The sequence below is a fragment of the Pseudaquabacterium pictum genome, assembly GCF_005403045.1.
GTDB classification, from domain to species: Bacteria; Pseudomonadota; Gammaproteobacteria; order Burkholderiales; family Burkholderiaceae_C; genus Pseudaquabacterium; species Pseudaquabacterium pictum.
Genome location: NZ_BJCL01000017.1, coordinates 47022 through 70377, shown reverse-complemented (window position 1 = coordinate 70377; position 23356 = coordinate 47022). Strand labels below are relative to the sequence as shown.

General features: G+C 64.2%; 23 protein-coding genes. 16 read left to right on the top strand and 7 right to left on the bottom strand.

The features are described 5' to 3' along the window. Position 1: 1 nt before the first annotated feature. Entirely contained in the window at positions 2–1036 is a 1035-nt protein-coding gene (locus FFT10_RS23055) for a LysR family transcriptional regulator (RefSeq protein ID WP_306446634.1), read from the bottom strand. Here FFT10_RS23055 and FFT10_RS23050 point away from each other — a divergent pair. From FFT10_RS23050 to FFT10_RS23035, 4 genes are all read left to right on the top strand, one after another. Beyond that, the gene (locus tag FFT10_RS23050; RefSeq protein WP_137735232.1) at positions 1022–1441 is read left to right on the top strand and encodes a nuclear transport factor 2 family protein; all 420 of its coding nucleotides are present in this window, start codon (positions 1022–1024) and stop codon (positions 1439–1441) included. The two genes, FFT10_RS23055 and FFT10_RS23050, sit on opposite strands and share 15 nt — an antisense overlap. A 464-nt stretch (positions 1442–1905) precedes the next feature. Then, the gene (locus FFT10_RS23045) at positions 1906–2238 is read left to right on the top strand and encodes a DMT family transporter (RefSeq protein WP_137735231.1); all 333 of its coding nucleotides are present in this window, start codon (positions 1906–1908) and stop codon (positions 2236–2238) included. A 317-nt stretch (positions 2239–2555) separates the two neighbouring features. Continuing rightward, positions 2556–2939, top strand: coding sequence for an H-NS histone family protein (locus FFT10_RS23040; protein WP_137735230.1), 384 nt, complete (start codon positions 2556–2558; stop codon positions 2937–2939). 140 nt (positions 2940–3079) lie between these two features. Beyond that, positions 3080–3325 carry a hypothetical protein gene (locus FFT10_RS23035; protein ID WP_137735229.1) on the top strand — a complete coding sequence of 82 codons (246 nt, stop codon included), beginning with the start codon at positions 3080–3082 and terminating at the stop codon, positions 3323–3325. A 47-nt stretch (positions 3326–3372) separates the two neighbouring features. Here the strand turns inward: FFT10_RS23035 and FFT10_RS23030 are convergent, their stop codons facing one another. The 3 genes from FFT10_RS23030 to FFT10_RS23020 form a co-directional block, all read right to left on the bottom strand. Beyond that, a complete protein-coding gene (locus tag FFT10_RS23030; protein WP_137735228.1) occupies positions 3373–3603 on the bottom strand; it encodes a hypothetical protein in 231 nt (76 codons plus the stop codon). Between the two features lie 343 nt (positions 3604–3946). Then, complete coding sequence (locus tag FFT10_RS23025) at positions 3947–4153, bottom strand: hypothetical protein (protein WP_137735227.1); 207 nt, start codon at positions 4151–4153, stop codon at positions 3947–3949. A 299-nt stretch (positions 4154–4452) separates the two neighbouring features. Beyond that, complete coding sequence (locus FFT10_RS23020; protein WP_228027262.1) at positions 4453–4908, bottom strand: hypothetical protein; 456 nt, start codon at positions 4906–4908, stop codon at positions 4453–4455. Positions 4909–5296: 388 nt separating this feature from the next. On the opposite strand from FFT10_RS23020, the gene FFT10_RS23015 reads away from it, so the two are divergent. The 3 genes from FFT10_RS23015 (at position 5297) to FFT10_RS23005 (ending at position 8154) form a co-directional block, all read left to right on the top strand. Continuing rightward, complete coding sequence (locus tag FFT10_RS23015) at positions 5297–5647, top strand: hypothetical protein (RefSeq protein ID WP_137735226.1); 351 nt, start codon at positions 5297–5299, stop codon at positions 5645–5647. Between the two features lie 165 nt (positions 5648–5812). After that, positions 5813–6283, top strand: a complete 471-nt coding sequence (locus tag FFT10_RS23010) for a putative pterin-binding protein (protein WP_162520896.1) — start codon at positions 5813–5815, stop codon at positions 6281–6283. Continuing rightward, positions 6280–8154, top strand: a complete 1875-nt coding sequence (locus tag FFT10_RS23005; protein WP_137735224.1) for a hybrid sensor histidine kinase/response regulator — start codon at positions 6280–6282, stop codon at positions 8152–8154. The genes FFT10_RS23010 and FFT10_RS23005 overlap by 4 nt, the downstream gene beginning before the upstream one ends. A gap of 184 nt (positions 8155–8338) precedes the next feature. On the opposite strand, the gene FFT10_RS23000 is transcribed toward FFT10_RS23005, so the two are convergent. Both FFT10_RS23000 and FFT10_RS22995 read right to left on the bottom strand, forming a co-directional pair. Further along, positions 8339–11356 carry a PAS domain S-box protein gene (locus FFT10_RS23000; protein WP_137735223.1) on the bottom strand — a complete coding sequence of 1006 codons (3018 nt, stop codon included), beginning with the start codon at positions 11354–11356 and terminating at the stop codon, positions 8339–8341. A 28-nt stretch (positions 11357–11384) separates the two neighbouring features. Continuing rightward, positions 11385–13277, bottom strand: coding sequence for a PAS domain S-box protein (locus FFT10_RS22995; protein WP_162520895.1), 1893 nt, complete (start codon positions 13275–13277; stop codon positions 11385–11387). Positions 13278–13477: 200 nt separating this feature from the next. On the opposite strand from FFT10_RS22995, the gene FFT10_RS22990 reads away from it, so the two are divergent. Continuing rightward, positions 13478–15862 (top strand): sensor histidine kinase, encoded by a 2385-nt coding sequence (locus FFT10_RS22990; protein ID WP_162520894.1) that lies wholly within the window; start codon positions 13478–13480, stop codon positions 15860–15862. A gap of 24 nt (positions 15863–15886) precedes the next feature. On the opposite strand, the gene FFT10_RS22985 is transcribed toward FFT10_RS22990, so the two are convergent. Further along, complete coding sequence (locus FFT10_RS22985; protein ID WP_137735220.1) at positions 15887–16765, bottom strand: helix-turn-helix domain-containing protein; 879 nt, start codon at positions 16763–16765, stop codon at positions 15887–15889. 150 nt (positions 16766–16915) lie between these two features. On the opposite strand from FFT10_RS22985, the gene FFT10_RS22980 reads away from it, so the two are divergent. The 8 genes from FFT10_RS22980 to FFT10_RS22945 are packed head-to-tail and all read left to right on the top strand — an operon-like array spanning position 16916 to position 23356. Next, on the top strand, positions 16916–17497 hold the full coding sequence (locus FFT10_RS22980) for a hypothetical protein (protein ID WP_162520892.1): 582 nt from the start codon (positions 16916–16918) through the stop codon (positions 17495–17497). After that, the gene (locus FFT10_RS22975) at positions 17494–17997 is read left to right on the top strand and encodes a lytic transglycosylase domain-containing protein (RefSeq protein WP_137735218.1); all 504 of its coding nucleotides are present in this window, start codon (positions 17494–17496) and stop codon (positions 17995–17997) included. Before FFT10_RS22980 ends, FFT10_RS22975 begins: the two co-directional genes overlap by 4 nt. Beyond that, positions 17994–18320, top strand: coding sequence for a TrbC/VirB2 family protein (locus FFT10_RS22970; protein ID WP_137735217.1), 327 nt, complete (start codon positions 17994–17996; stop codon positions 18318–18320). The genes FFT10_RS22975 and FFT10_RS22970 overlap by 4 nt, the downstream gene beginning before the upstream one ends. 3 nt (positions 18321–18323) lie before the next feature. Continuing rightward, positions 18324–18656, top strand: coding sequence for a VirB3 family type IV secretion system protein (locus tag FFT10_RS22965; protein ID WP_228027261.1), 333 nt, complete (start codon positions 18324–18326; stop codon positions 18654–18656). Further along, positions 18640–21093 (top strand): VirB4 family type IV secretion/conjugal transfer ATPase, encoded by a 2454-nt coding sequence (locus FFT10_RS22960; RefSeq protein ID WP_137735216.1) that lies wholly within the window; start codon positions 18640–18642, stop codon positions 21091–21093. Before FFT10_RS22965 ends, FFT10_RS22960 begins: the two co-directional genes overlap by 17 nt. Continuing rightward, entirely contained in the window at positions 21090–21524 is a 435-nt protein-coding gene (locus FFT10_RS22955; protein WP_137735215.1) for a hypothetical protein, read from the top strand. The genes FFT10_RS22960 and FFT10_RS22955 overlap by 4 nt, the downstream gene beginning before the upstream one ends. Before the next feature lie 6 nt (positions 21525–21530). Next, on the top strand, positions 21531–22589 hold the full coding sequence (locus tag FFT10_RS22950; protein WP_137735214.1) for a TrbL/VirB6 family protein: 1059 nt from the start codon (positions 21531–21533) through the stop codon (positions 22587–22589). A 50-nt stretch (positions 22590–22639) separates the two neighbouring features. Beyond that, the gene (locus tag FFT10_RS22945; protein ID WP_137735213.1) at positions 22640–23356 is read left to right on the top strand and encodes a TrbJ/VirB5 family protein; all 717 of its coding nucleotides are present in this window, start codon (positions 22640–22642) and stop codon (positions 23354–23356) included.

Genomic DNA, 23356 nt, shown 5'->3' with positions numbered 1-23356 from the left:
CTCAGACCGGTCTCTCGGCAGAAGCCAGCGCATGTCCCGAACCCTCGGAGATCAAAGCGGCCTTTTGCCTCAACACGGCGACGGCAGGGCCCAGGGCACGGCGCTGCCGTATCGGCGTGAACAGATGCATCTCGTAGCGCGGAAGGGCCTCGCGCAGATGCAGGGGCGCGACCTGTCCCTTCAGCGCTCCGTCCAGCAAGATCGGGTGAGGGAGAACACCAAGCATATCGCTGTGAACCAGCAGATGGAGAAGGCTGGAGTAGTCGGGACACGATGCGGCGACGCGTGGCGGCCTCATCCGCCGGACAGCAAAGGCTTCGTGCAGCACGTCCACGGGCCCGCTGACGCTGGGCCCGACGATGGCCCAAGAGGCTGCTTGCAGTTCCATCAGTGATTGCGCCATGACCAAGGGGTGAGCGCGGCGGGCGTAAGCGAGCGGCGTAAGTTGGTACAGCGGTTCGCAAGCCAAGCCGGTGGCACGGTAGCCACGAGGCCGCGGTGAAATCACCAGGTCGAGTTGGCCGCCTTGCAAGCTGGCAAGCATGCGCCCTTCGTCAGCGCTCGCCATGTCGAGACGCCGACGCGGGTGGCCTTGGCACCAAGCAGCGTGCAAGGCCGGGCCCCAGACCAAGGCGGCGGATGGCGTCACCCCGACGCGCAGCGTGTCGCGATGGGCCGGGATCGCGCCCGTCGCGGCAAGTGCGTCCATCCGCTCGGCAAGATCCTTGCTTCGGAGCGCCGCTCGCAACGCGGCCTCGGTGGGTATCAGCTTGCGCCCCGACCGAACGAACAGCGGCGTGTCGAACTGTTGCTGGAGCTGCCTCATGCCGTGGCTAATTGCAGGCTGCGACACGCCTCCAGCAAGCGCCGCGGCAGCGAAGCTGCCGTGCTCGACGACCAGCGTGAGGTAGTTCAGGTAGCGTAGATTCATAAACAACTCTAATGGATTTTCAGATACGCCGCTTGTCGACAGGCGCGGCTTCTGGAACGATTCATCGTCGAACTGAACGGGAGCCCTGATATGAGTCAACTTCAATTGGATACGGTGCGCACCTACCTGCGGCACCTGAACGCGAGCGACACGACGGGGCTGATTTCCACTTTTGAGGAGGACGGCGTTGTGCACTCCCCGTTTCTCGGCACGATGAAGGCGCGGGACTTCTTTCCCAAGCTCGCCCAGGCGTCGAGCCAGAGCGTGATCACGCTGATCGACTTGTTCGCGTCCGTAGAGCCCTCGGACGACACCGTGCGCGTGGCAGCCTATTTCCGATACGACTGGACGCTGAGCGATGGGAGGCTGGTCGACTTCACGTGCGTGGACGTGTTCGGGTTTCGGCCGGGCAAAGACCGCATCGACAGCATGCACATCGTTTACGACACGCATCCGCTGCGCGAGAGGGTGGGTGACAAATACGCGCCAAACCCGGTGCTCGACGCTTGAGCGGTCAGCGTGCGGCACGGTCAGCGATGCAGCATCGAGTCCATAGATTCGCTGGCAATAACTGAGGCACTCGGGTGCTGACGTCGTGCCGCGACCGAGAGCGGACGCCGGTGAAATGCTGCACATGGCCGAGACCTTCTGTTCGCCGCAATATCAGGCAGCCGACAGCCGCTGCAGCAGGGGTTGAACGGCTGCTCCCTTGGTTTCCCGCAGGCTTGACTTGACCACAGCAGGCGGAGGCCATACGAAACAGTCTGCCCGAATCCCGGCGGTCGGCAGGCACGAATGTGGAAGGCGGTTCTAGCTGCAGAGCTACCGCTCGGCGCAGCCTTCAGTCTTGCTCGACCGTCAGAAACAGGGTGGATTGCTTGCTAGGATTCCTACCAGAGTAGTGAGGTACCGCTCTCTTCGCCGTCTCGCGACCGCGCCCGGTACAGGCGCCAAGTCGGGAGAGGTACTTCCTCATGGATTCCCAGAAGTTCTCGTGGCTGGTCCTGGCTGCAAGCGTCCTGGCTGAGGTTCTCGGCACCCTGGCTCTGCGATACGCAGCCAGCTTTACGAAGTTTTGGCCATCCGCTGCCGTCGTAGCCTGTTATTCCTGCGCCATCTGGCTCATGTCCGTCGCTGTCAAGCAGCTTGAAATGGGACTTGCCTACGCAGTGTGGGCTGGCGTCGGGACTGCACTCACGGCGCTGCTGGGCATGATCTGGTTCGGGGAAGCAAGCTCGGCATTGCGCATTGCTGGTCTAGGCTGCATCGTGTTCGGATTGGTCGCACTCAATCTCAGCGCCAAGTAGACAGGCTGCGTCTGCTTCGCAGCGGAAGCCCCTACTGGACGACGCCCATCACCTAACAGGCCGCGAAAGGCGCGGGGAAGCGAAGCTGTCCGTCGCGAAGGACGGCTCTTGGCCGGGTCAAGCCAGAGACAGGCCCAGACTCGTCGCCGCGAACCTGTCGTTCAGCGACTCGCCAAGGCCACGACTGGGCGCACGGGGCGACCGACCGGTTGTGGCCGGCTGCAGGTACCCACGAGCGCCCGCTTCCCGGGAAGCTACGTTGCTGAGCGCAGCTGCCCTATCCTGTGCGGCATTCTCCCCAACCCGAAAGCTGGCACATGGCAACCAAGAGGAGCGGACCGACACTTGCCGCATTGAACGCGCAGATTGCTGCGCTGCAGGCGCAGGCCGATGCACTGCGTAAGAAGGAGGTCTCGGAGGTCGTCGCCAAGATCAAGGACGCGATCTCGCACTACGGCCTGACGGCTGCCGACCTTGGTCTCGCAACGGGTGCCCGCAAGATTGCGAAGTTGCCTGCAGCTGGCGGCGACAAGCCGGCCAGCAAACGGCGCAAGAAGGCCGGACCAAAGCCAGCGGCGAGGACGGTGAAGTTCAAGGACGATCAAGGCAACACATGGGGTGGCATGGGCAAGCGGCCGGCATGGTTCAAGGCTGCTTTGGCTTCAGGCAAGACACCCGAGGAACTGCTGGCAAAGAGCTGAGCCAGGCGCAGCGGCGACGGGTGCCCCTTTTTGGGGGTGCCTATCACCCGTTCGTGCGGGGGCCCGTATCGGGTGATGGCCTGTGAGCAGGACATCGCTGAGCATTCGTGCAGTCAGCAACGAACGGTCAAGGCCTCACCATGAAAGCAGCCGAACTTCGCGCAGTCACCATGCGCCTCGATGTGCTCAGGGACATCATGGTCGAACTGGTGGCCGCGTTGCCACCGGACCGTGCAGCGGGCTTCGCCGCGGCGCTGGGCAATCGCCTCAACGGCCGCATCTGCGACATGGAAATTGACGAACGCAGCGACAACGCGATGGTGTCCGATCTTGCGCCCGTCTTCGCGGCATTGAACCGGCGCCCCCAAGAGACTCAGTTGACCTGACGCGACACGTCGCAGGCCAGGCGCTTGCCGAAGGCCAGTGCCTGCGATCAACACCGCCTCGTCTGAAGTATCAAGGTGTTGAAGGTCGAACGTCGGTAGCGCCCGACCGACTCGACGCTGATCATTGCCTGTCCTCGCGCGCGAAGGCTTCGCGCCCGCTGCAAGACTGCTGCAGCATCGGCCCGGAACATCCGCCACGGCAACACCTCGCAATCATTGAAGGCGCTGCAGTTCTCCGGAAGCGATTCGAGGGGCATCGGCTTGTCTTGGTAGTTCATCCGTACTTCTCCATTGAATGCTGTCGCAGCGTGCATATCGCGCCCACCGTGGACAAGCCACCCACCCACAGGGCGAGCCTGTGGATGGCCTCTGCGAGGTACGTGCCTGTGACCACCGCTCCCCGGCCTTCGCCTACGGCCTGACGCGCTTCGCTTGCCGAGCAGCCGCTTTTGTAGGTGTTGATGCAGTGCAAGACAAGAACAAACGCTGCGCTTCCGTCTGCGAGACCGGCGTGCTTGCCGTCTTGCCCAAAGGCCCAGCGCCTCCAGCTGCGGGGCATGGGCCCGCGCCCTCGGGGCGGAGCCCAGAAGAGAGCGGTGCTGCCAGACAACCCGTCCTCGATCACGACTCCCGTCCTTGTCCGCTGACGATGGCGATGAAGTTGGCTACGCGGTCCGGGTTGCAGCTCCAGCCCTTGCATACCGCGACCCACAAGACGCCACCGCGTGCAGCCGCCGTCGCTCGTGCTGGATCGCGGTGATACCTGCGCACACCTGCCACCTCTGACATGAAGCGCCGGGTCTTCGTTGGATACAGGATGTCGGTCATGGTGCCTCTGGTTGGTCAGACGATGTATGAGGGCGCTGGCTGGTCCGGGTCGAAAGGTCCGGCCAGCAGTTCTTTGGTTTCGTCGTCGTAGACCTCGACCCAAAGCCCTCGATGCAAGAAGGCGCGCGCGGCCAGATTGGCGGCGGTGCGGCATGAGTGCAGCTCGCGATCAATCAGCTCGTCGTGCTCGTGTTAGTGCTGGGTCGCCGGATCGGCGTTGCCGGCCTCGACCACAAACCGGCGTTCGCCGGCCACGCAGCATGTGTCCATCATTGCGGTGCTCATAGCGGCCATGTGGGTCAGATCAACCGCAGTGCGCGAAGCCAGGAGGGCACGCCATCCGGCCCGGTGCCATCGGGCTCGACACGGTGGCCTGTCGGCGTTTCGCAGATGCCGTCTTCGTTCCATGCCATCAGGTCCTGCATGCTGGGCAGCTCGTCAACATCGAGTTGCCAGCGGGCCAGGTCGCTGAGCGCGGCCTGCTTGTTGACCACCCATTGCGCGAGCGGTACGTCGCCCTTCTTGCGCGACAGCACTTTCCACTCGTCATCGACCTGACGACAGAGAGTTACGCCGTTCGACCTCACCGAGATCAAGGCACCGCGCGCAACTGAGAAGTAGCGATGCAGCTCCGAGCCGTGGGCATCCAGCTCGTTCTGCCTGTGGCTTTGACCCCCTGCCCGTTGGCCAGCCTCGGGGCCGAGGAACTGCGGATCGGTGGTGTCAGTGCTGGGGTGGTTGGACTGTGCGTTCATGCTGGTGGCCTCGTGTGGTGGTTGGAAATCTGCCCGTCGGTTTCGCCTCGACGCATGAACAGCGGAAGCCAGGCAGGACACAAGGGCACGACCACAAGCCGCAGCTCGAAGCGCAGCGCAGAGACCGGGTGAGGACCGTGGGCGCAAGCCTTCACCCTTGGGGCGTGACTGGATGCCGCTATGCGTCGGAAAGAGGCGGAACGACAGGCAGATCAGCCACCCCGAGCGACCGAACGCACAGGCCGGCTCACCACCCCATCAACGACACGCGCGAAGCTTCCCAGCTGAGCGATCTATCGCCGCACCGCGGCGCACGTCAATGCCGGGTCGTCGGCGTTGTTGTCGGCCGTTGCGTCAGGCATGCGCCCGTGGGTAAAGTGCTGTCGCCATGCCCAACAAGCCAGCCGCCCAAGTCGTTCCGTCTCGCGATGTAGATCCTGTCGCGGCAGCAGTCATCGACGATGCGTTGAAGGTTCGCGCGTCGCACCCTGCCGTGCCGACGTTGGACATCCTGGACCTGGTCCTGCAAGGTCGGCGAACGCGACCGCTCAACTTCGGCGCGGTTTCTCCCGTCAGTCCCTTCGGTTTGCTCGTCGTGGAGGCCTTCGATCGAGGCATGCCGGTGAGCGACTGGATCGGGTTCTACCGGTACCCGGCCCCTCGCGTGATCGCCGCGCTCGACGACATTTGGCGTAAAGAAGTGTGGCCGGCATTTACCGCTCACTTTGGTATTGCATAGCCTGGGCGGCTCGCAGGCCGATTTGTCGTCGAAGTGGGCAGCGACCATGCGCGCAAAGTGTTACGCCGCCCGGCGGGATCGAGCCCTCGCAGGGGGTAGAACGGGTTGATCTCAACTCGCCATACCCCAGGGAAATACATGAAACGTAGAGCGCTGCTCGGTTCGATGGCCCTTGCCGCCCTTCCGAGCATGGCATCGGCGCCTCAACCCAAGGTGCTCCTCACCGTGAGTGGCCGCATCGGTCGGATCAACAACGACGCAACGGACACCTTCGATTTCACCGAAGCCGAGTTTCTGAAGCTGGGTACGACCAGCATCACGACAGGCACACCGTGGACGCCGACCTCGGTGTTTGCCGGGCCTCTGCTGCTCGATGTCATGCGTGCTGCCGGCGTCACGTCCGGCATGCTGGTGCTCAAGACCCTCGATGACTACTCCGCCCCTATCCCCTGGGACGATCTCGTCCGCTACGGCGTGATCCTGGCGCACAGCCAGGATGGTCGGCGCTTGAGCAACAAGCGCTGGGGCCCGTTGTGGACAATCTACCCTCGCGACCAGAATCCGGCCGCGCTGCGGGGTCCCATAGCGGAATCGAGGTTCATCTGGCAAGTCGACAGGATCGAAGCGGGCGGTTGAGTGAAGAGGCGGAGCGCCGGGGCGCGGCGCATCTTTCCGTCGAACCCGAGCGGCTTGATCGGCGATCGGGCGATCGGCCGTCTGCGAGGGGGATTGGCTGGTGGCCCCTGGTGGTGTTGGTGGTGCTGTCCGCCATCGCGGCCACGACGGCTCTGCTCAGCCAGCAACTGACTCTTTCCCGCGCGGCCAATGCCGTGCCGAACGAAGGCTTCTACTGGTCCGTTGCCCAGTACCAGATCGCGCACCACAGGCTGAAGCAGGAACTGCGTGCTGTTGCGGCCGGCGAGACGGTGAACGCCCAGGAACTGAGCCGGCGCGCAGCCGTGGTTGCCTCAAGGGTCAGCATCCTCAGCGAGCCCTCCGAGATCAAGAGCCTCCTCAATGGTGTTCCCGGCTATGCCGAAGCGACGCACCGCGTCGCCGAGCTGCAGGGCCGTGTCGGGCCGATCCTTGAAAGGCACCCGTTTGGTCAGGCTGACGCCATCGCGGTGCTTGGCTTGTTCCAGGCCGCAGGCGACGAAGAGCTTCTGAGCCAGCTGGCCAGCGACGTGCGCCTGGCCGAGATCACGGCCAAGGAAGACATGACCAAGACGCTGAGCAGGCGCATCTGGTGGGCCTGGGGTGGTTTTTCGTTCTGCTGGTTCGCGCTAGCGCTCTGGCTGTTCTATGCGATCCGGTCACGGCGTCGCTACCGGGCTGCGGCACACGATCGAAAGCGGGCAGTCGAGGCCATGGAGCAAGCCAATGCCTCCAAGCGCAAGTTCCTGAGCATGGTGAACCACGAGGTTCGTTCGCCTTTGCAAAGCATCGTCGCCTCGGCGGAGTTCCTGGCCATGAAGGACCGCCAGCCAGACACCATTGCAGCGATTCGCCGCATCAGACATGCGGTGACGGTCCTGCAGGGACAACTGCGTGACCTTCTCACCATCGCGCGCGGTGATGCAGCACAGCTGCCCACGCAGGCCGAGACGTTCGATATGGGCGAACTGGTTCAAGATGTCTGCGTCGGCTTGGAAGAGGCGGCTCTTGCCAAGGGGCTTGCGTTCGAGGTCGATATTCCACTGTCGCCGCTGACGGTCAGCGCTGATCCGATTCGCATTGCGCAGGTCTTGCGCAACCTCGTCGAGAACTCCGTGCGCTACACGAGTGCCGGCCGTGTTCGGGTTCGCGTTGAGCCGTTCGCGCGTTCAGCAAGTGCTGCGGGCGCCTCGGAGTCGACAGCCGGTGGTCTGGTTCGCTTCATCGTCCATGACACTGGGCCAGGTTTGCCGCCAGTTGCAGTGGAGCGGCTGAAGAGTGCAGCCGTACCCTTCGCCTTGAGTGACGACGGCACGGGGATCGGCCTCTTCGTGATCCGCGACGTGCTGCAGCAGCTTGGTGGTGGCCTTGAAGTGCAATCCCGAGACGCCTCGGAGGCAGAAGGGCAGGGCACAACTTTCACGGTGACCATCCCGGCGAGACCGGCAGCCCGCGTCGCGTCCGAAGACGACGTCGCGGAACGACGAGAGGCGCTCAGTGTGTTGGTCGTGGATGACCTGTCCGACGTGCGAGATTCGCTGAGCGATGTGACGCGCCGACTGGGCCACGCATGCCGCACGGCTGCGTCTGCTAGCGAAGCCCGTCCGCTGATTGCCAACACGCACTTCGACGTTGTGCTGATCGACCTGGAGATGCCGGACACGGATGGCCTGGCTCTCGCGACTGAAATCCGTCAGGGCGCTGGGCAGAACGCCTCGGCGATGCTGATCCTCATCAGCGCGGCCGAAAACCAGGCTGTTGGGCAGAGCTGGCCCTTCGATGGGTTCCTCCAGAAGCCAATCGACGGCCAAGCCTTGGCCCGGCTCATCGGGGCCAGTCATTCACCTCGGTAACCTTGAGGCCAGGTCTGGTGGCGTCCGGCTGCTTGTCCGTGTAGGCCGCCTCAGCTGTAGGTCACGAGTGAGCCGGCTTCTGATAGGAAGGCGCGTGGCCTCGACGCTACATCCGGGCGCGAAGCGCCGTGCGCCATCCGTTGACTACCAACCAACCGGCTGCGTGGGCAACAACATTGCCATTTCAAAGCCGGGATAGGCGCGCACTCAGCACTGCGCCGTTCGCTGTATGCGCGCGAAGCTGCCCACCCAGTTGGTGAGCCAAGCCATCGGCCAGTTGCAATCCCATCGATGTCGACTGCGCTGCTGAGTTGAAGCCGGTAGGGAGGCCGACACCATTGTCGGAGACGGTCAGATGGTCGCCGTCGGCCTCTCGACTCAGGCGCACCCAAATGTCGCCGCTCTGCCGGCCTTCGAACGCGTGCTTGAGACAGTTCGTTATCAGCTCGGTCAGCAGCAATCCGAACGGTACCGCGTTGTCGAGTCCGGTCTGGACATCGGCGATGTCCAGATGGAGCCTTACTTTGCGCCGATCAGTGCCAAGTGCCTCGGCGATCTGGTCAACCAGGTCCTTCACATAGACCTGCAGTGATACGGCGGACAGGTTCCCCGACTGGTATAACTTTTCGTGCACGAGCGCCATGGCACGCACCCGTTGCGCGCTGTCGTCCACGGCCTCCCGAGCCGCGCCGTCGGGCAAGGTCTGGCTCTGCAGGCTCAGGAGGCTCTGCACGACCTGCAGGTTGTTCTTGACCCGGTGGTAGACCTCCTTGAGCAGCGTCTCCTTCTCCGCCAGTGCTTGTTCGATCAAGGCCTGCTGCCGGCGTCGTTCGGTGATGTCGAAAATGGCCGCCAGCGTGGTGATCCCGTCGGCCGATTCGATCGGGCTCAGGCCAATCTCGACGGGGAACTCCTCACCATTGCTTCGCATCGCCCGCAACTCCAGCCCCGCGCCCATCGTTCGCACCGTGGCATGCGCCAGGAAGCCTGCCCGCAGGCGCTCGTGCTGATCACGCCACCGCGTGGGGATCAGCTTCTCAAGTGGCTGGCCAAGCAGGTCGTCGCGCGCGTAGCCGAAAGTGCTTTCGGTCTGCGCGTTGACCATCAGGATGGTGCCGGAGGCGTCGACCATCAGCATCGCGCAGGGCGCCAGCTCGACGGCGCGCTCCAGGACGAGCTTCTGCTTCATCTGCTCGGTCAGGTCGCGGGTGATCTTCGCGTACCCGACCAGGTGGCCTCTGTCGTTCCGAATCGCGCTCAAGGTGATGCCTGCCCAGAACCTGCGCCCGTCAGCGCGGATGCGCCAATCTTCAGCTTCGAACCGCCCCTCGATGGCCGCCTCGGCGAGCTCTTGCTCAGGCTTCTCCGCGGCAATGTCCTCCGGGGTGAAGAGCATCCTGAAATGCTTGCCGACCACATCGGCCGCACGAAACCCCTTTGTTCGTTCGGCGCCGGCGCTCCAGGTGGCGATGCGGCCTTCCGCGTCGAGCATGTAGATGGCGTAGTCCCGCACACCGTCGATCAGCAGCTTGAACCGCTTCTCGCGATCAGCCAAGCCGCGTTCGGCCTCGCGCCGAGCGGTGACATCCAGCGCGAAGACAAACAGGCCATGGACCTGACCCTCACGCAGGTCGGGCGTGAAGTGCATGTCAACGTCACGGCGGAGCCCGTTGGGTGTCACGAACGACACTTCGACATGACCGGCATGTCCCGCCAGGCCGCGCTCAATCGGTGCCTGTATGCGTTGGTACCAGTCGGCGCCCAGTACGTCTTTCGCGTGTCTTCCTGTGATTTCTGCCTGGGTGACGCCGTACCCTTCCAGGAAAGCGCGATTGGCAAGCTGGTTCCGGCTGGCAGCATTCCAGTAACTGATACGTGCCGGCACGCTGTCGAGCACCAATTGCAGGACATGGTTCGACTCGCGTAGTTGCGCCGCAGTGGTCCTGAGTTCGCTGACGTCCCTCACGACGGCAAGTGATCGCAGCGGTTCCCCATCCGCGTCGCGTTCCAGGACGGCTGACAACAGCACGTCGAGCACCTTTCCGTCCTTACTCACCATCTGATACGGCACGTTGTCGCACGAACCACTTCTGAAGAAACCGGGAAGCTCCTCCTCAAGGGCGCGCCGCTGTGAGTCCGGCGTGAGGAGTTCCACCACGGGCCGCCCAATGACCTCAGCACGTTCGTAGCCCAGTGTCCTGAGCCAGACATCGCTGACGTTGACCAGGCGCCCCTTTGGGTCAATGGAGTGCAGCATGGCCGGCGTCGACTCGTACAGCAGCCGGGTTCGCCGTTCGGACTGCTCCAGTGCCTCTTCGGTGAGCTTCTGCCGGGTGACGTCTCTACCGACCGAGTGGATGGCTCGACCCAGGCCTTCCTGAGCAGGGACCACCCGATTGGTCCAAGCGACCCACCGTTCCTCGCCCCGTGCGCACACCATTCGGTTGGCCACACTCTCCCCGACGCCCTCCGAAAGAACGCGCCGCATATGCGAGGCCACCGACTCGCGGTCGTTCTCGGCCACAAACTCGAACAAATTCCGACCGACCATGGACTCCGGCTGCAGGCCGAAGAACTCGGCATAGGCGCCGTTCACGTAGGTCAGAGTACCGACTTCGTCCGCGAGCGACACCAGTTCGGATTGCCCCTCGACGATCGTACGGTACGTCGCTTCGGTGCGAGCCAGGTCGCCGACGAGCTTGAGTCGGCGCTCGCGCTCCAGAAGGGCCGTCGCGACCATCCGGCTCAGGCCGGTCAATGCTGTTCGCTGACCCTCGACGAGCTGCCTCGCCACGCGGTCCATCACGCACAAGGTGCCGACACGCTCGCCACCCGGCATGACGATCGGCGAGCCTGCATAGAAGCGGATGTGCGGCTCACCAGTGACCATAGGATTTGTGGAGAACCTTGGCTCCTTCGATGCATCTGCGATTTCAAGCAGATCATCGCTGCGGCAGGTCTCCGAGCAGAACGCCAGGACGCGCGCGGTTTCTGAGTTGCCGCTGAGGCCGATGTTCGACTTGAACCACTGGCGGTCTTTGTCGATCAGGCTGATCAACGCGAAGGGGACAAGGCAGAGATCGGCCGCCAGTCGGGTCGCCTGGTCGAAGATGACCTCTGGCTCACTGTCCAGGACCTGCAGGGATCGAAGCCGATCCAATCTGACGGCCTCGGCGTTTGCTTCCAGTTCCGACTTGGTCATGTCTTTCGCGTAATGTCTGCGCTGAGCTTCAGGCCGGAGCAGGCAGGTAAATCGTGACTGTCGTTCCCCTGCGTGGCTGGCTTGTGATCTCCAGGTCTCCGCCCATTTCACCCACGAGGCCCTTTGCGATCACCAATCCCAGTCCGACCCCCGGAATTTTGGTGCGCTCCTGTCCCAGGCGGTCGAACGGCTGGTATAGCCGCTCCATCTGCTCGCGGGTCATGCCGATGCCAGTGTCCTCGATGATCACCAGCATCCGCCCATCCGGAGAATGACTGGCCTGGAACCGCACCTCGCCGCCCTGGCGGTTGTACTTGATCGCATTCGAGCCGAGGTTCAGCAGGATTTGCCGCAGGCGAGTGGGATCTACGAAGGTTGTCAGGTCGGGCGGCCCAGAGGCGCGGACGTCGACGCCATGCGAAGTGCTCAAGGGCTCAAGCAGCTGGACAGCCTCATTGATTGCGGCTAAGACGTCGACAGATTTCGGAGACATCTTCAGGGTGCCTTGCGCCGCGCTGTTCAGGTCGAGCACGTCCGTCACGAGGTGCAGCAGGTGTTCTCCAGCTGTCTTGATGTGCTTGGCATAGTCAGTCGTCTTCGCTGGGTCGCTTCCCTGTTGAAATTCCAGCAGCTGCGCGAACCCGATCACGGCATTCAACGGTGTCCTCATCTCGTGACTGGCTCGCGAGAGGAACTCGCTCTTCGCCTTGCTGGCCATCTCGATCGACTCACGGCGCATGCGTTCTTCTGCGAGTTCAGCCAAGTGGCGAGCGGCCTTCCTCTGCTCCGTGAGGTCGTACACCTGGTACAGATGACAGGTCGGCTGATTGCCTTCGCGCATCAGCGAAACGCTGACCAGGGTGGGGATGGGTTCCCCGCTGTCCAACCGGCGGTAGTGTTGCTCGAACTGGACCACTCCCTGCGTGGACCTCATGAGTTCGCTCAGGCGCCGCGTCTCGTGCGCGCGGTCGTCATTACTGGCCAGGCTGGCTTGAGACTGGCGTTTGAGTTCGTCCGCTGTCGTTCCCAGCAACTGGCAGAGTGCCGCATTGACCTGGATGAACTCCCCATTGAATGAGACCAGTGCCATGCCCAGGGGCGCATTGTCGAAGGCACCGCGAAACCGCTCTTCGCTCGCACGCAGCATGGCCTCGTGGGCCATACGCTCGGTGGCGTCACGCAGGATCAGGACCGCACCTAGCCGCTTGCCGCGTCCGTCGTCCACTGGTCCGGCGGTCTCGTCGATCACGGTGTCGATGCCGTCGCGCGAAGTCAATGTGACGGCATGGATGGTCGGAGTAGGACGCCCGCCGGAGATGACCTGACGCACCAGTGCCATGGGCTCGATGTCCTGATCCGTCAACGAATCCGAGGCCCCACTGCTCCGGGTAACGGTCGCGATCTCATTCAATGACCTTCCTATCGAGTCGTCGATGCGCCATCCGGTGAGTCGCTCGGCGGCTGGATTCACGAACCGCACGCAGCCCTCCAGGTCCGTCAACACGACACCGTCGTCCACGCAGCGTAAGGTGTGCGCGAACCACTGGTCGGACTCGCGCAGCTGCCGCTCAATGCGGGCCTTCGTCAGCGCAACTTCGATGCCGGCGCGGAGCTCCTTGATCTGGTATGGCTTGGTGAGGTAGCCGTACGGGGCCGTCTGGGCCGCACGTTGCACGGTCTCATCGTCGCTGTGTGATGTGAGGAAGATGACCGGAACGTCGTGGTTGCGTCTGATCCGCTCGGCGGCCTGAATCCCGTCGATCTGACCCCGCAAGCGAACGTCCATCAGGATGATGTCCGGCTGCCCCTGGGCCACCAGTTCGACGGCCTCTTCGCCGCTGCCAGCCACGCCCGAGACTTCGTACCCGAGTTTCCTGAGCTGCAGCTTCAGATCGAGGGCAACGACGGATTCGTCTTCCACGATCAAGACGGTTTGAGCTTGCATCATCGCTCCACATGTTGTGCGCGACACACATTGTGTGCCCGTCGGGTGGCTTGATCTGCGCCGTTAGGTTGGGACCGAGCTTGCGGGACAATCTTGCCCGGCGCCAGCACGAAGGTGCCACGTGCCGGTGCTTGGTACGCTCGGCGAACGCCCTGAAAGAATCGAGGTATACCGAGATGCAGTCAGCCGATCCGCGTCCCGACGAGGCCCAGACCCTCGAAGCGCTGAACGCCCTGCGGGTACTGGACAGCCCGCCCGAGGCGGAATTCGACGCGCTCGCCCGTGCGGCATCGCTCGCGTGCGGTACCCCGATCGCGCTGATCAGCCTGGTCGATGCGGATCGCCAGTGGTTCAAGGCCAATATCGGCCTTCCCGGGGTGACTGAGACAGCGCGGAGCGTCGCGTTCTGCGCCCATGCCGTCCTGGGTGACGAGTTGTTCGAAGTTCCGGACGCCGAGCAGGACGCGCGGTTCGCCGATAACCCGCTGGTCGCCGGCGAGCCCGGCGTCCGCTTCTACGCTGGCGCGCCTGTCCAGCTGAGCAGCGGTCACCGCGTAGGCACCTTGTGCATCATCGACCGGCAGCCGCGGCGCCTGACCGACACGCAGCGGGAGATTCTGCGGGCGCTGGCCAGTGTGGCTGCCCAGGCGCTGGAAGGCCGCCATGCGAGTCAGCTGCTCCGCAAGAGCGAAGACTTTCTCGACCGGACAGGGCGGGTTGCAGGTGTCGGCGGCTGGGAAGTGGACATCGCCACGGGTGAGATCACCTGGTCGGCGGAAACGCGGCGCATCCATCGCGTCGCTTCCGACTTCAAGCCGGTGATGTCGGAGGCAATCAACTTCTACGCGCCCGAGGCCAGGCCGGTGATTCAGGCGGCCGTCGAGCGCGGAATCGCCGCAGGTGAGGCGTGGGACCTCGAACTGCCGCTGATCTGTGCAGATGGTCAGCGCATCTGGGCCCGGGCCGTGGGGGCTGTCGAGTTTCAGGACGGCAAGCCAAAGCGGCTGGTGGGTGCCTTCCAGGACATCACCGAGCGCAAGAACCTGGAACTGAAGCTCGCAACGGCAATGGCCGAGGTACAGGATCTCTACGACAACGCGCCCAGCGGATATCACTCGCTGGACGCCACTGGCACGTTCCTTCACATCAACGCAACCGCCGCATCTTGGCTGGGGTGCAGGCGGGAAGACTTGATCGGCAAGCGCCGCATGGTTGAGTTCTTCACGCCCGAGGGGCAAGAGCAGTTTCGTCAAAACTTCGCCAAGCTGATGACGAGCGGGCGCGTGGAGGGACTGGAGTTCGATCTTGCCCCAGCGGCAGGGCCTGGTCGGCGCGTCAGTGTGACGGCCACCGCGATGAAGGATGCCGCTGGCTCCTTCTTGATGTCCCGGACAGTCATGTTCGACATCACGGAATTGCATCGGACCCGTGTGCAACTGCAGCAGTTGAGCCGCGAGCAACAGGCCATGCTGGACAACGACCTCGTGGGCATCGTCAGGCTGCGGGATCGCCGCGTGATATGGGCGAACGGGGGCATGGGGCGCCTGTTCGGCTACAGCGAGGCCGAATGGCAAGACATGCCGGTCCGTTGTCTGTATCTGGACGACGAAACCTATGAGCGCATTGGACGTGACGCCTATGCCGCCATGCGCGATGCAGGCAGGTATCGGGAGCAGGTCCAGATGAGGCGCAAGGACGGCTCACCCATCTGGATCGACGTCAGTGGCGCCACGCTGTCGGTTGAGCGTGGCGAAGTCATGTTGCTGCTGGTCGATGTCACGTCGCTGAAGGACGCAGAAGAAGCGCGCATCAAGCTGATCGAACTCGAAAGCCAGAATGCGCAGTTGCAGGAAACCGGACGCTTGAAGGACCAGTTCGTCTCCAACATGTCGCATGAATTGCGCACGCCGCTGAATGCAGTGATCGGCTACGCGCACCTCCTGCAGTCCGGCACGATCAAGCCCGGGTCTCCGAAGTACGTCCCGTACCTGACGCAGATCGGTGCGTCGGGCAAGCATCTGCTGCAGCTGATCGATTCGATGCTCGACTTTGCAAAGACGCAGTCGGGAAGGATGGAATTCCGGCCGGAGCGGACATTTGTCGCTCACGTCATCAACGATGTCATCGACATGCTGCAGGACACCTGCGAGCGGAAGCGCGTCGTGGCAACCTCAGTGGTGAGCAGCGACTTGATCGAGGCAGAGGTGGACCCGGCACGGCTGCGGCAGGTCCTTTTGAGCTTGCTGAGCAATGCAGTGAAGTTCTCGAACGAGTACGGCCGGATCGATGTCCGCGCTCGCCTCGAAGGGGAGTCGCACTTCCGCGTCGAGGTCGAGGATCACGGGATCGGCATTTCCGAAGCCGACTTGCCGCGGCTCTTCAACCAGTTCCATCAGCTCAGCTCTGGCAATACGAAGACGCATGAAGGAACCGGCCTGGGCCTGGCATTGGTCCGACGGATGATCGAGGCCCAAGGGGGTTCGGTGGGCGTTCAAAGCCGAATTGGCGAGGGAAGCACCTTTCACATCACGCTTCCACTGCGCGCCCACTCGCGCGCCTGATTCACAGCCTGGTCCGATCGCGGTCTATCTGTTGGCGAACGCCGCACTGAACTGGCTCGCCGCGATCGAGGCGGTCATCGGCTTCTGCAGGAACAGGAGCCCATGTTGTTCGATGGCCGCGACCAGGTCCTTCTCGTCGACTTCCTTGCTGCCGGCCTTGCCGGTCAACAGCGCAATGGGGCAAGTGGCGCTCTGGCTCCGCAGCTTGGTGACAAGCGCCTCGGCCGTGCCGTTTGGCAGAACCCAGTCGATCACGTAGGCGTCGAAGCTGTCGAACTGCAGGGCAGCGTCAAGCTGCGCCTCGGTCGCAAACGCCGTGGCCTCGAAGCCCAGCTCGACCAGGCCGGCCGCAAGGCTTCGGGCAACGTCGATGTCGTCGTCGAGGATCGCAAAGCGGCGCGGCCGATCCGGCTTCGGCTCGATGATGAGTCGCCGCACCGTGCAGGCCTGTGGTGTCGGCGTGTCGCCGGCCACCATCACCACCCACTCCGACCCGCCTTTGATCGCGATGAGGTCGCCCGGCCGATGCTGCGACAGGGGCTGACCAGGCCAGAGCCGGCAGGTGACGCGCAACGGCCCGGCAATGAGCAGCGCGGTTTCGTAGTCCGCTGACTTCTGTTCGCCGAACAGGTCCACCAGGGTCTCGCCGTGGTGCGTGGCGACGGTCTGAAGCTCTTCCAGCGACCACGGAGCGATCCCCGTCATGCGACGGTGGGCCTGGTGGTACGACAGGCTGAGCAGGCCGGCGATGTGTGCCGATTGCCTGTGCCTCGGGAGGCCGGCCCGGTCGAGAAGGGCCCGGATGCAGGTGGCAGCGAGGGAGCCCTGGGCCTCCGCCTTTGCTGGCTCTGACGGGGGTGGCGGGGCGGTAGAACGAGTGTTCACTGCACACCTCGTGGCCATTCATTGCTTATCACGCAACTTTTTGTCTTCATGAGTTTGTCCATATCGTGTAACAGAGGATATTTGCGTGCCATGCACGTTTTACTCTGCTACATTGTCTTTTCCTGCTACTGTATGGCGTCAGGTCTTCACACCAGCGAAAGGTTGGCAATGAAAGCACATTTCAGCACCGCAATCCGGCCCCTAGTGAGACTTGCTGCCCCTTTCGGCCTCGTTCTAGGCCTCGGCCTGGGGCTCAGCGGCCCGGCGCACGCGGTCGACGGCTGCAAGCTACTGCTGTGCATGGCGGGCAACTGGCAGAACATCAGCCAGTGCACGCCCACCGTGCGCCAGGCGCTGCGGGACGTGGCGCGCGGTCGCGGCTGGCCGACCTGCAGCATGGGCGGCAACAGTGCCAGCGGCAACCAGTACGTGGCGCCCGAGCAGTGCCCGGAGCAGTACATCACCAACGCCGGCAGCGACGAGAGCGGCCGGCCCATCTACAGCTGCCCCTTCAGCGGTGTGATCCATGTCGCTGTCGAAGGACGACCGTGGTCGCGCACCTGGTGGTCCCCTTCGGGTGACTCGGTGGTCGAGTGGCTGCCCGCAGCGAAGGCGGCATTCGCCAACTCGCCGGATGCCATGGACGAACGCTTCGACCGCGACCACGCGGCGTGGGTCATCAGTGAACAGGTCCGGCTTGCTGCCGAGGCTGCCGCTGCGGCAGCAGCCGCCCAAGGCGGCGGCGGGTGATTGACCTGGCCGCCCTCGTGCTGACCTGCGCGCCGCTGGTCGCGCAGGACACGGCACGCGCCCTGATCCAGGTCGAAAGCGGCGGCAACCCATTCGCCATCGGCGTGGTCGGCGGCGCACTCGTGCGCCAGCCCGTCAATCTTCCCGAGGCCCTGGCCACGGTCGCCGCGCTGGAAGCGGCGGGGTGGAACTACAGCGTTGGCCTCGGCCAGATCAACAAGCGCAACTTCGACCGCTACGGCCTGAGTCCAGCGACCGCGTTCGGGCCCTGCGCGAATCTCACCGCCATGCAGGGCATCTTGGGCGAGTGCTTCTCTCGCGCAAGCCGACGCGCACCGAAGCAGGCGGCTTTGCGAGACGCCTTCAGCTGCTACTACTCCGGCAACTTCCTGACCGGTCACCAACACGGCTACGTGGGCAAGGTCCTCGCAGCGTGGTCGTCAAAGCCCCCCTCGTTCTCCCACGTCACCGCATCCGTCAACCCAGGAGCCTCGCAATGAACTTCACCCGCCATCAACCTTCGGTCCGCCCCATCCCGTCCGTCACCGCCGTCCGCGCCGGCTTGGCGCTGCTGGTCTTCGGCGCGGCGCTCGCTGCCTCCAACCCCGCGATGGCGCAGGCCCTGGAGCCAGTCGTGCGGGGCGCCACGATCGCGCGCGACACCGTCGTGGCCATCACGCTGCTGCTGATGACGGTCGGAGTCGGCATGGCCGGCTACAAGATCATGTTCGCCGGCGCCAGCTTCCGCGACGTGTCCAACCTGCTGTTCGGTGGCGCCATCGCCGGCGCAGCCGCCGCGATCGCCGCGGTCTTCATGGGCTGAGCCGTGATCGAGACCGTGTTCAAAGGGGCCACACGCCCCCCGATGAAATTCGGGGTGCCGCTGGTCCCCTTGGTGGTTCTGCTGCTGCCGGGGTTCATCTCCGGCATGTGGCTGTCCACGATGGTGAACTGGCGCTTCGCGCCGGTCATCTTCGGCTCGCTCGCGGTGGCCTATGTCTGGATGCGCATCGTCACGAGCCGGGACGATCAGCGCCTCACGCAGATGGTCCTGAAACTCAAGCTGGCGGTGCGCAACCCGAACCGGGTGCTGCGCAGCGGGGCGCGCAGCTATGCGCCCGTCGGCTACCGAGGGGGCCGCCATGTTTGGCGCCGTTAGCCCCGAACGTGCCACTCCGCGCTACTGGGAGCGCGCGGGCAAGGAATCCAACGTCGGCGAGTTCGTCTCGATCGGCGCGCCGCTCTCGCAGCACGACACCGCAACGCGGTCGGGCGACTGCCTGCGGGTCTGGCGCCTCGATGGCGTCGCCTTCGAGAGTGCCGAGTTCAACCTCATCAAGGATCGGCACGACGCCTGGTGCAACGTGCTGCGCAACCTTCCCGCGGGCCGTACGGCCATCTATCACCACCGCATCCACAGGCGCATCCATGACCGGCTGACCGATGCGACCGAGCCGGAGTTCAGCGCAGCCTTCTCCAAGGCCTACCAGGACCGCATCAGCGTCGCGCCGATGATGTCCAACGAGCTGTACATCACGCTGCTGTACCGGCCGTTTCCGTCGGAGCTGGCCAAGCGCAGCGCCCGCAGCGAAAAGACCAAGCAGAGCCTCGCTGACCACCAGGCCCAGACCCTGGCCACGATGGAGCAGCAGGGCGCGCTCATCGAGCGCAGCCTGCGCGAGTTCGGACCGACCCTGCTCGGCTGCTACGAACAGGGCGGGAACCTGTTTTGGGAGTCGGGCGAGCTGTTCTCTTTCCTGATCAACGGTGTGTGGCGCAAGGTGCGCTTCCCCACCGGCCCCGCGTACCAGGCGCTGCCAGACGCTCGCCTGACCTTCGGCGGCGGCATGCTGGAGATCCGGCAGGGCGAGCGTCGGCGCTACGCCTCGATGCTGTCGATCAAGGAGTTCGCCGGCCAGGTCGAACCCGGCACGCTCGGCGCGCTGCTCTACGAAGACTCGGAGTTCATCGAGACGCAGAGCTTCTCCAGCCTGCCACGCCGGCAGGCGATGGCCGCTCTGACCACGCAGCGCGATCAGCTGCTCGCGTCCGACGACGCAGTGGTCACGCAGATCGAAGCGATGGACGTGGCGCTCGACCAGCTGGGCGATGGCCAGTTCGTCATGGGCGAATACAGCTACACCCTGGCGGTGTTTGGCGACACGCTCGAAGAATGCGGCAAGCGTGCGGCAAGCGCAGTCGGAGCGCTGACGGAAACCACCGCGATGGAGCTGGTGCCCGTGGACCTGGTGGCCGATGCCGCGTGGTTCTCACAGCAGCCCGGCAACTTTCAGTGGCGTCCGCGCAAGGCCACGATCAGCAGCCGCGCCTTCGCGGCATTGACCTGCGGCCACAACTTCCTGCGCGGCAAGCGCGACGGCAACCCCTGGGGTGAAGCCCTGGCGCTGATGCGCACGCCGGCCGGCAACCCGTTCTATCTGAACCTGCACGCCAGCCCCGAAGGCGAAGACAGCGAAGGCAAGAAGCTTCCCGGCAACACCATCGTGATCGGCTCGACCGGTTCGGGCAAGACGACGCTGCTGACTGGCCTGCTGGCCCTGACGCCCAAGTGGGCCGTTCGGCCTCGCGTGGTCAGCTTCAGCCTGGACCGCGACACCGAGATCGTGATCCGGGCGCTGGGCGGTGTGTTCTACACCTTCGACCGCAACCAGCCCACGGGCTGCAACCCGTTCCAGCGCGACGTGACCCCCGAGCGCATCGGGTTCTGGACCGAACTGGTCAAGCAGTGCATCGCGTCACCCGAGATGCCGCTGCTGCCCAACGACCACGAGGCCATCGCGCGTGCCGTTGCGACGGTCGCTGCGCTCAAGCCAGAGCTTCGGTGGTTCAGCACGGTCCGCCAGTCGCTGCCGCGCTCTGGCGCCAACAGCCTCTATGACCGCCTGGGCAAGTGGTGTCGGGGCGGCGAGCTGGGTTGGGTCTTCGACATGGCCGACGATCGTCTCGGCGATCTGCGCAGCCACATGGCCATCGGCTTCGACTACACGGGCGTGCTCAGCAGCCCGGACGTTCGCACGCCGATCATGATGTACCTGCTCAACGTGATGGACGAGCTGGTCAACGGCGAGCCGATGATCTACCACGTCGCGGAGTGCTGGAAGGCACTTGGCGACCCGGCGTTCGCGCCGTTCGTGAAGCACAAGCAGAAGACCATCCGCAAGATGAACGGCCTCGGCCTGTTCGACACGCAGGAGGTCGCCGACCTGCTCTCCAACGAGAACGGGCGCACGATGATCGAGCAGTCGGTCACCAAGCTCGTGCTGCCCAACGCGGACGCCGACCGCGACGAGTATGTGGGCGGCCTCGGGTTGACCGATGCCGAATTCGCCATCGTCAAGTCGCTTGGCGCCACGGGCTCGCGGCGCTTCCTGTGCAAGCAGGGCACGGACTCGGTCCAGTGCGAGTTCGACCTCGGCGGCATGAACGACTTCCTGGCCGTCCTCAGTTCCACCACGGACAACGTCGAACTTCTCGACCAGATTCGTGCTGAGTTCGGTGACGCACCGACAACCTGGCTCCCTTTGTTCTATCAGCGCGTGCGCGATCGGCGCAGCCATGCCCGGAGGGCAGCATGAAACTTCAACCCACCACAGCCGCGATCGGAGCGCTGTTCGCGCTCGTTTGCGTGACGGCTCAAGCTGAGCCCACAGGCCCGGCATTCCCAGGCAACGAGGCTGTCCGAATCGTCAATGGGAAGCGCGTGGTGGAAGCACCTCCGCTGACGGCCGCGGCGAAGCGCTTTGTCGATGGTGGAGGAAAGACCGCTCCTCCAGCGCCGGGCAGCGAGGTTTTCATGATCGAAAGCGCCGAAGGCCTGATGGAGTGCCGCGGAGTCTTCCTTTCGAGCACCGGATGCCTCCCTTCATCCTTGGGCACGAGCAAGCGGTCTCGCTTCTGGACGGTGAAGGTCAACGGCAGCTGGCTGCATTGCGAATCGCGGGCCCCGTCTCGCAAGTGCGAACCCGCTTCGGCGGGGGTGCCGGGCGGAATGGGAACGGTGGAGTAGCGGATCATGTTCACGAAGCTCGAAGCCTGGTTCAACACGTTCTTCGTCGGCTATGCCGCGCGAGTGTCGGGTGACCTTGCCGTCGGGCTCGTGCCGATTGCGCTCCTGCTTGTGACGATTTACGTCGCGGTCTACGGCTTGGCGGTCATGCGCGGGGAAGCCAGCGAGCCCGTGGGCACCTTCGCTTGGAAGATGGTGAAAGTCGGTGCCATCCTCTCCTTCGCCTTGCCTGGCCTCTACTACAGCGGCAACGTGGTCGCCTGGGCAACAGGGCTGCAGGATGGACTGGCCACGCTGTTCGTTGCGCCGCGAGCGGCGGCCGCGACGACAGCCTTCGGCGCGTTAGACCTGGCGAACACCCAAGCGAACGAGCAGTTGGCACTGCTTTGGAAGGACGCGGGCATGTTCCGCCTCGACCTGGTGCTCGCCAGTGTTCTCTTCTCACTTGGCACAACGATCTTCCTCGTCCTCGGGGCCTTTGTCGGCCTGCTGGGCAAGCTGATCTTGACGTTCGCGCTTGCGATTGGTCCGCTGGCGATCCTGTGCCTGATCTTCAAGTCGACCGCACGCTTCTTCGATAGCTGGCTCTCGTTCGTTCTGAGCGCTGTCGTGTTGTCGTGGTTCGTGTTCTTCGCCTTAGGCATGTCCCTGTACGTCTCCGACAGAGTTCTGCAGGCGATCAGCACTGGCAGCGCCTTTGTCGCCGGAGTACCCGGGTCAGTGGGTGCACTCGAAGCCGCAGGCACCTATCTGACCGTCATGTGCCTCCTGGCCATCGTGCTCTTCCAGGCGCCTTCCCTCGCGTCCAGCCTGACGGGTGGCGCCTCGATACAGAGCGGCACCCAGATGGTCACGAACTCGATGGTCGCCATGCGTGCGATGGGTGGCGGTCGGTCAGGAGGCAGCGGTGCGGCGGGGGGCGGCGGAAGTTTGTCCCGAGGCGGCGGTGCGGCCTACGTCGCCGGCAGAGCCGCGGGCGCTGTGGGCTCGGCAGGCGGTGCAGTGGCCGGTGGCGCTCGCGCTGCGTATCAGCGGGTCGCCCAGCGAGGCGGGGTTTCGACGTGACGGGTCAGCGGTCTTTTCAAGCTCATTTGCAAACCACGGGAGTACAGGTCATGAAGCGTTCAAAGGTCCGTTCGGGGCTCGCAGCCTTCGCAGCAGGCGTGATGATGATGTGCACCAGCGCACCGGCACGCGCCGGCATCCCCGTGATCGACGTGGCCGCGATCATCCAGGCCGTTCTCGACGTGATGAACGGGATCTCGCAGATCGAGAACCAATACCAGCAGATCGTGGGCCTGGGGCAGCAGATCGAGTCGATCTCGAACGCCCGCTCGCTGGGCGACGTGCTGAACAACCCGGCGCTGCAGAACTACGTCCCGCGCGAAGCGAACACGATGGTTCGCAGCCTGGAGTCCGGCGGCTACGGCACGCTGGCTGGTGCGTCGAAGACGCTGCGCGACGCCCAGATGACCTACAACTGCATGGACGTCGATGACGCCGGCAAGCGCACCAACTGCCAGAGCACGCTGGCCAAGCCGTACCAGCAGAAGGCCTTCATGGAGGACGCGCTCTCCAAGGCCAAGGACCGCGTGGCCCAGATCAACAGCCTGATGCGCCGGGCCGGCGCGACATCCGACCAGAAGGAGATCCAGGAGGTCACCGCCCGCATCGGCGCGGAGAACGCCCTCCTGCAGCACGAGGTCAGCCAGATTGAGCTGATGCGCGGCCTGGCCGAGGCGGATCAGCGCGTGGCCGACTCGCGGGCTCGTGAGGGCCAGCTGGAACAGGCCTCCCGCAATCGTCGGCTCGCCGACTTCATTCGAGACTGA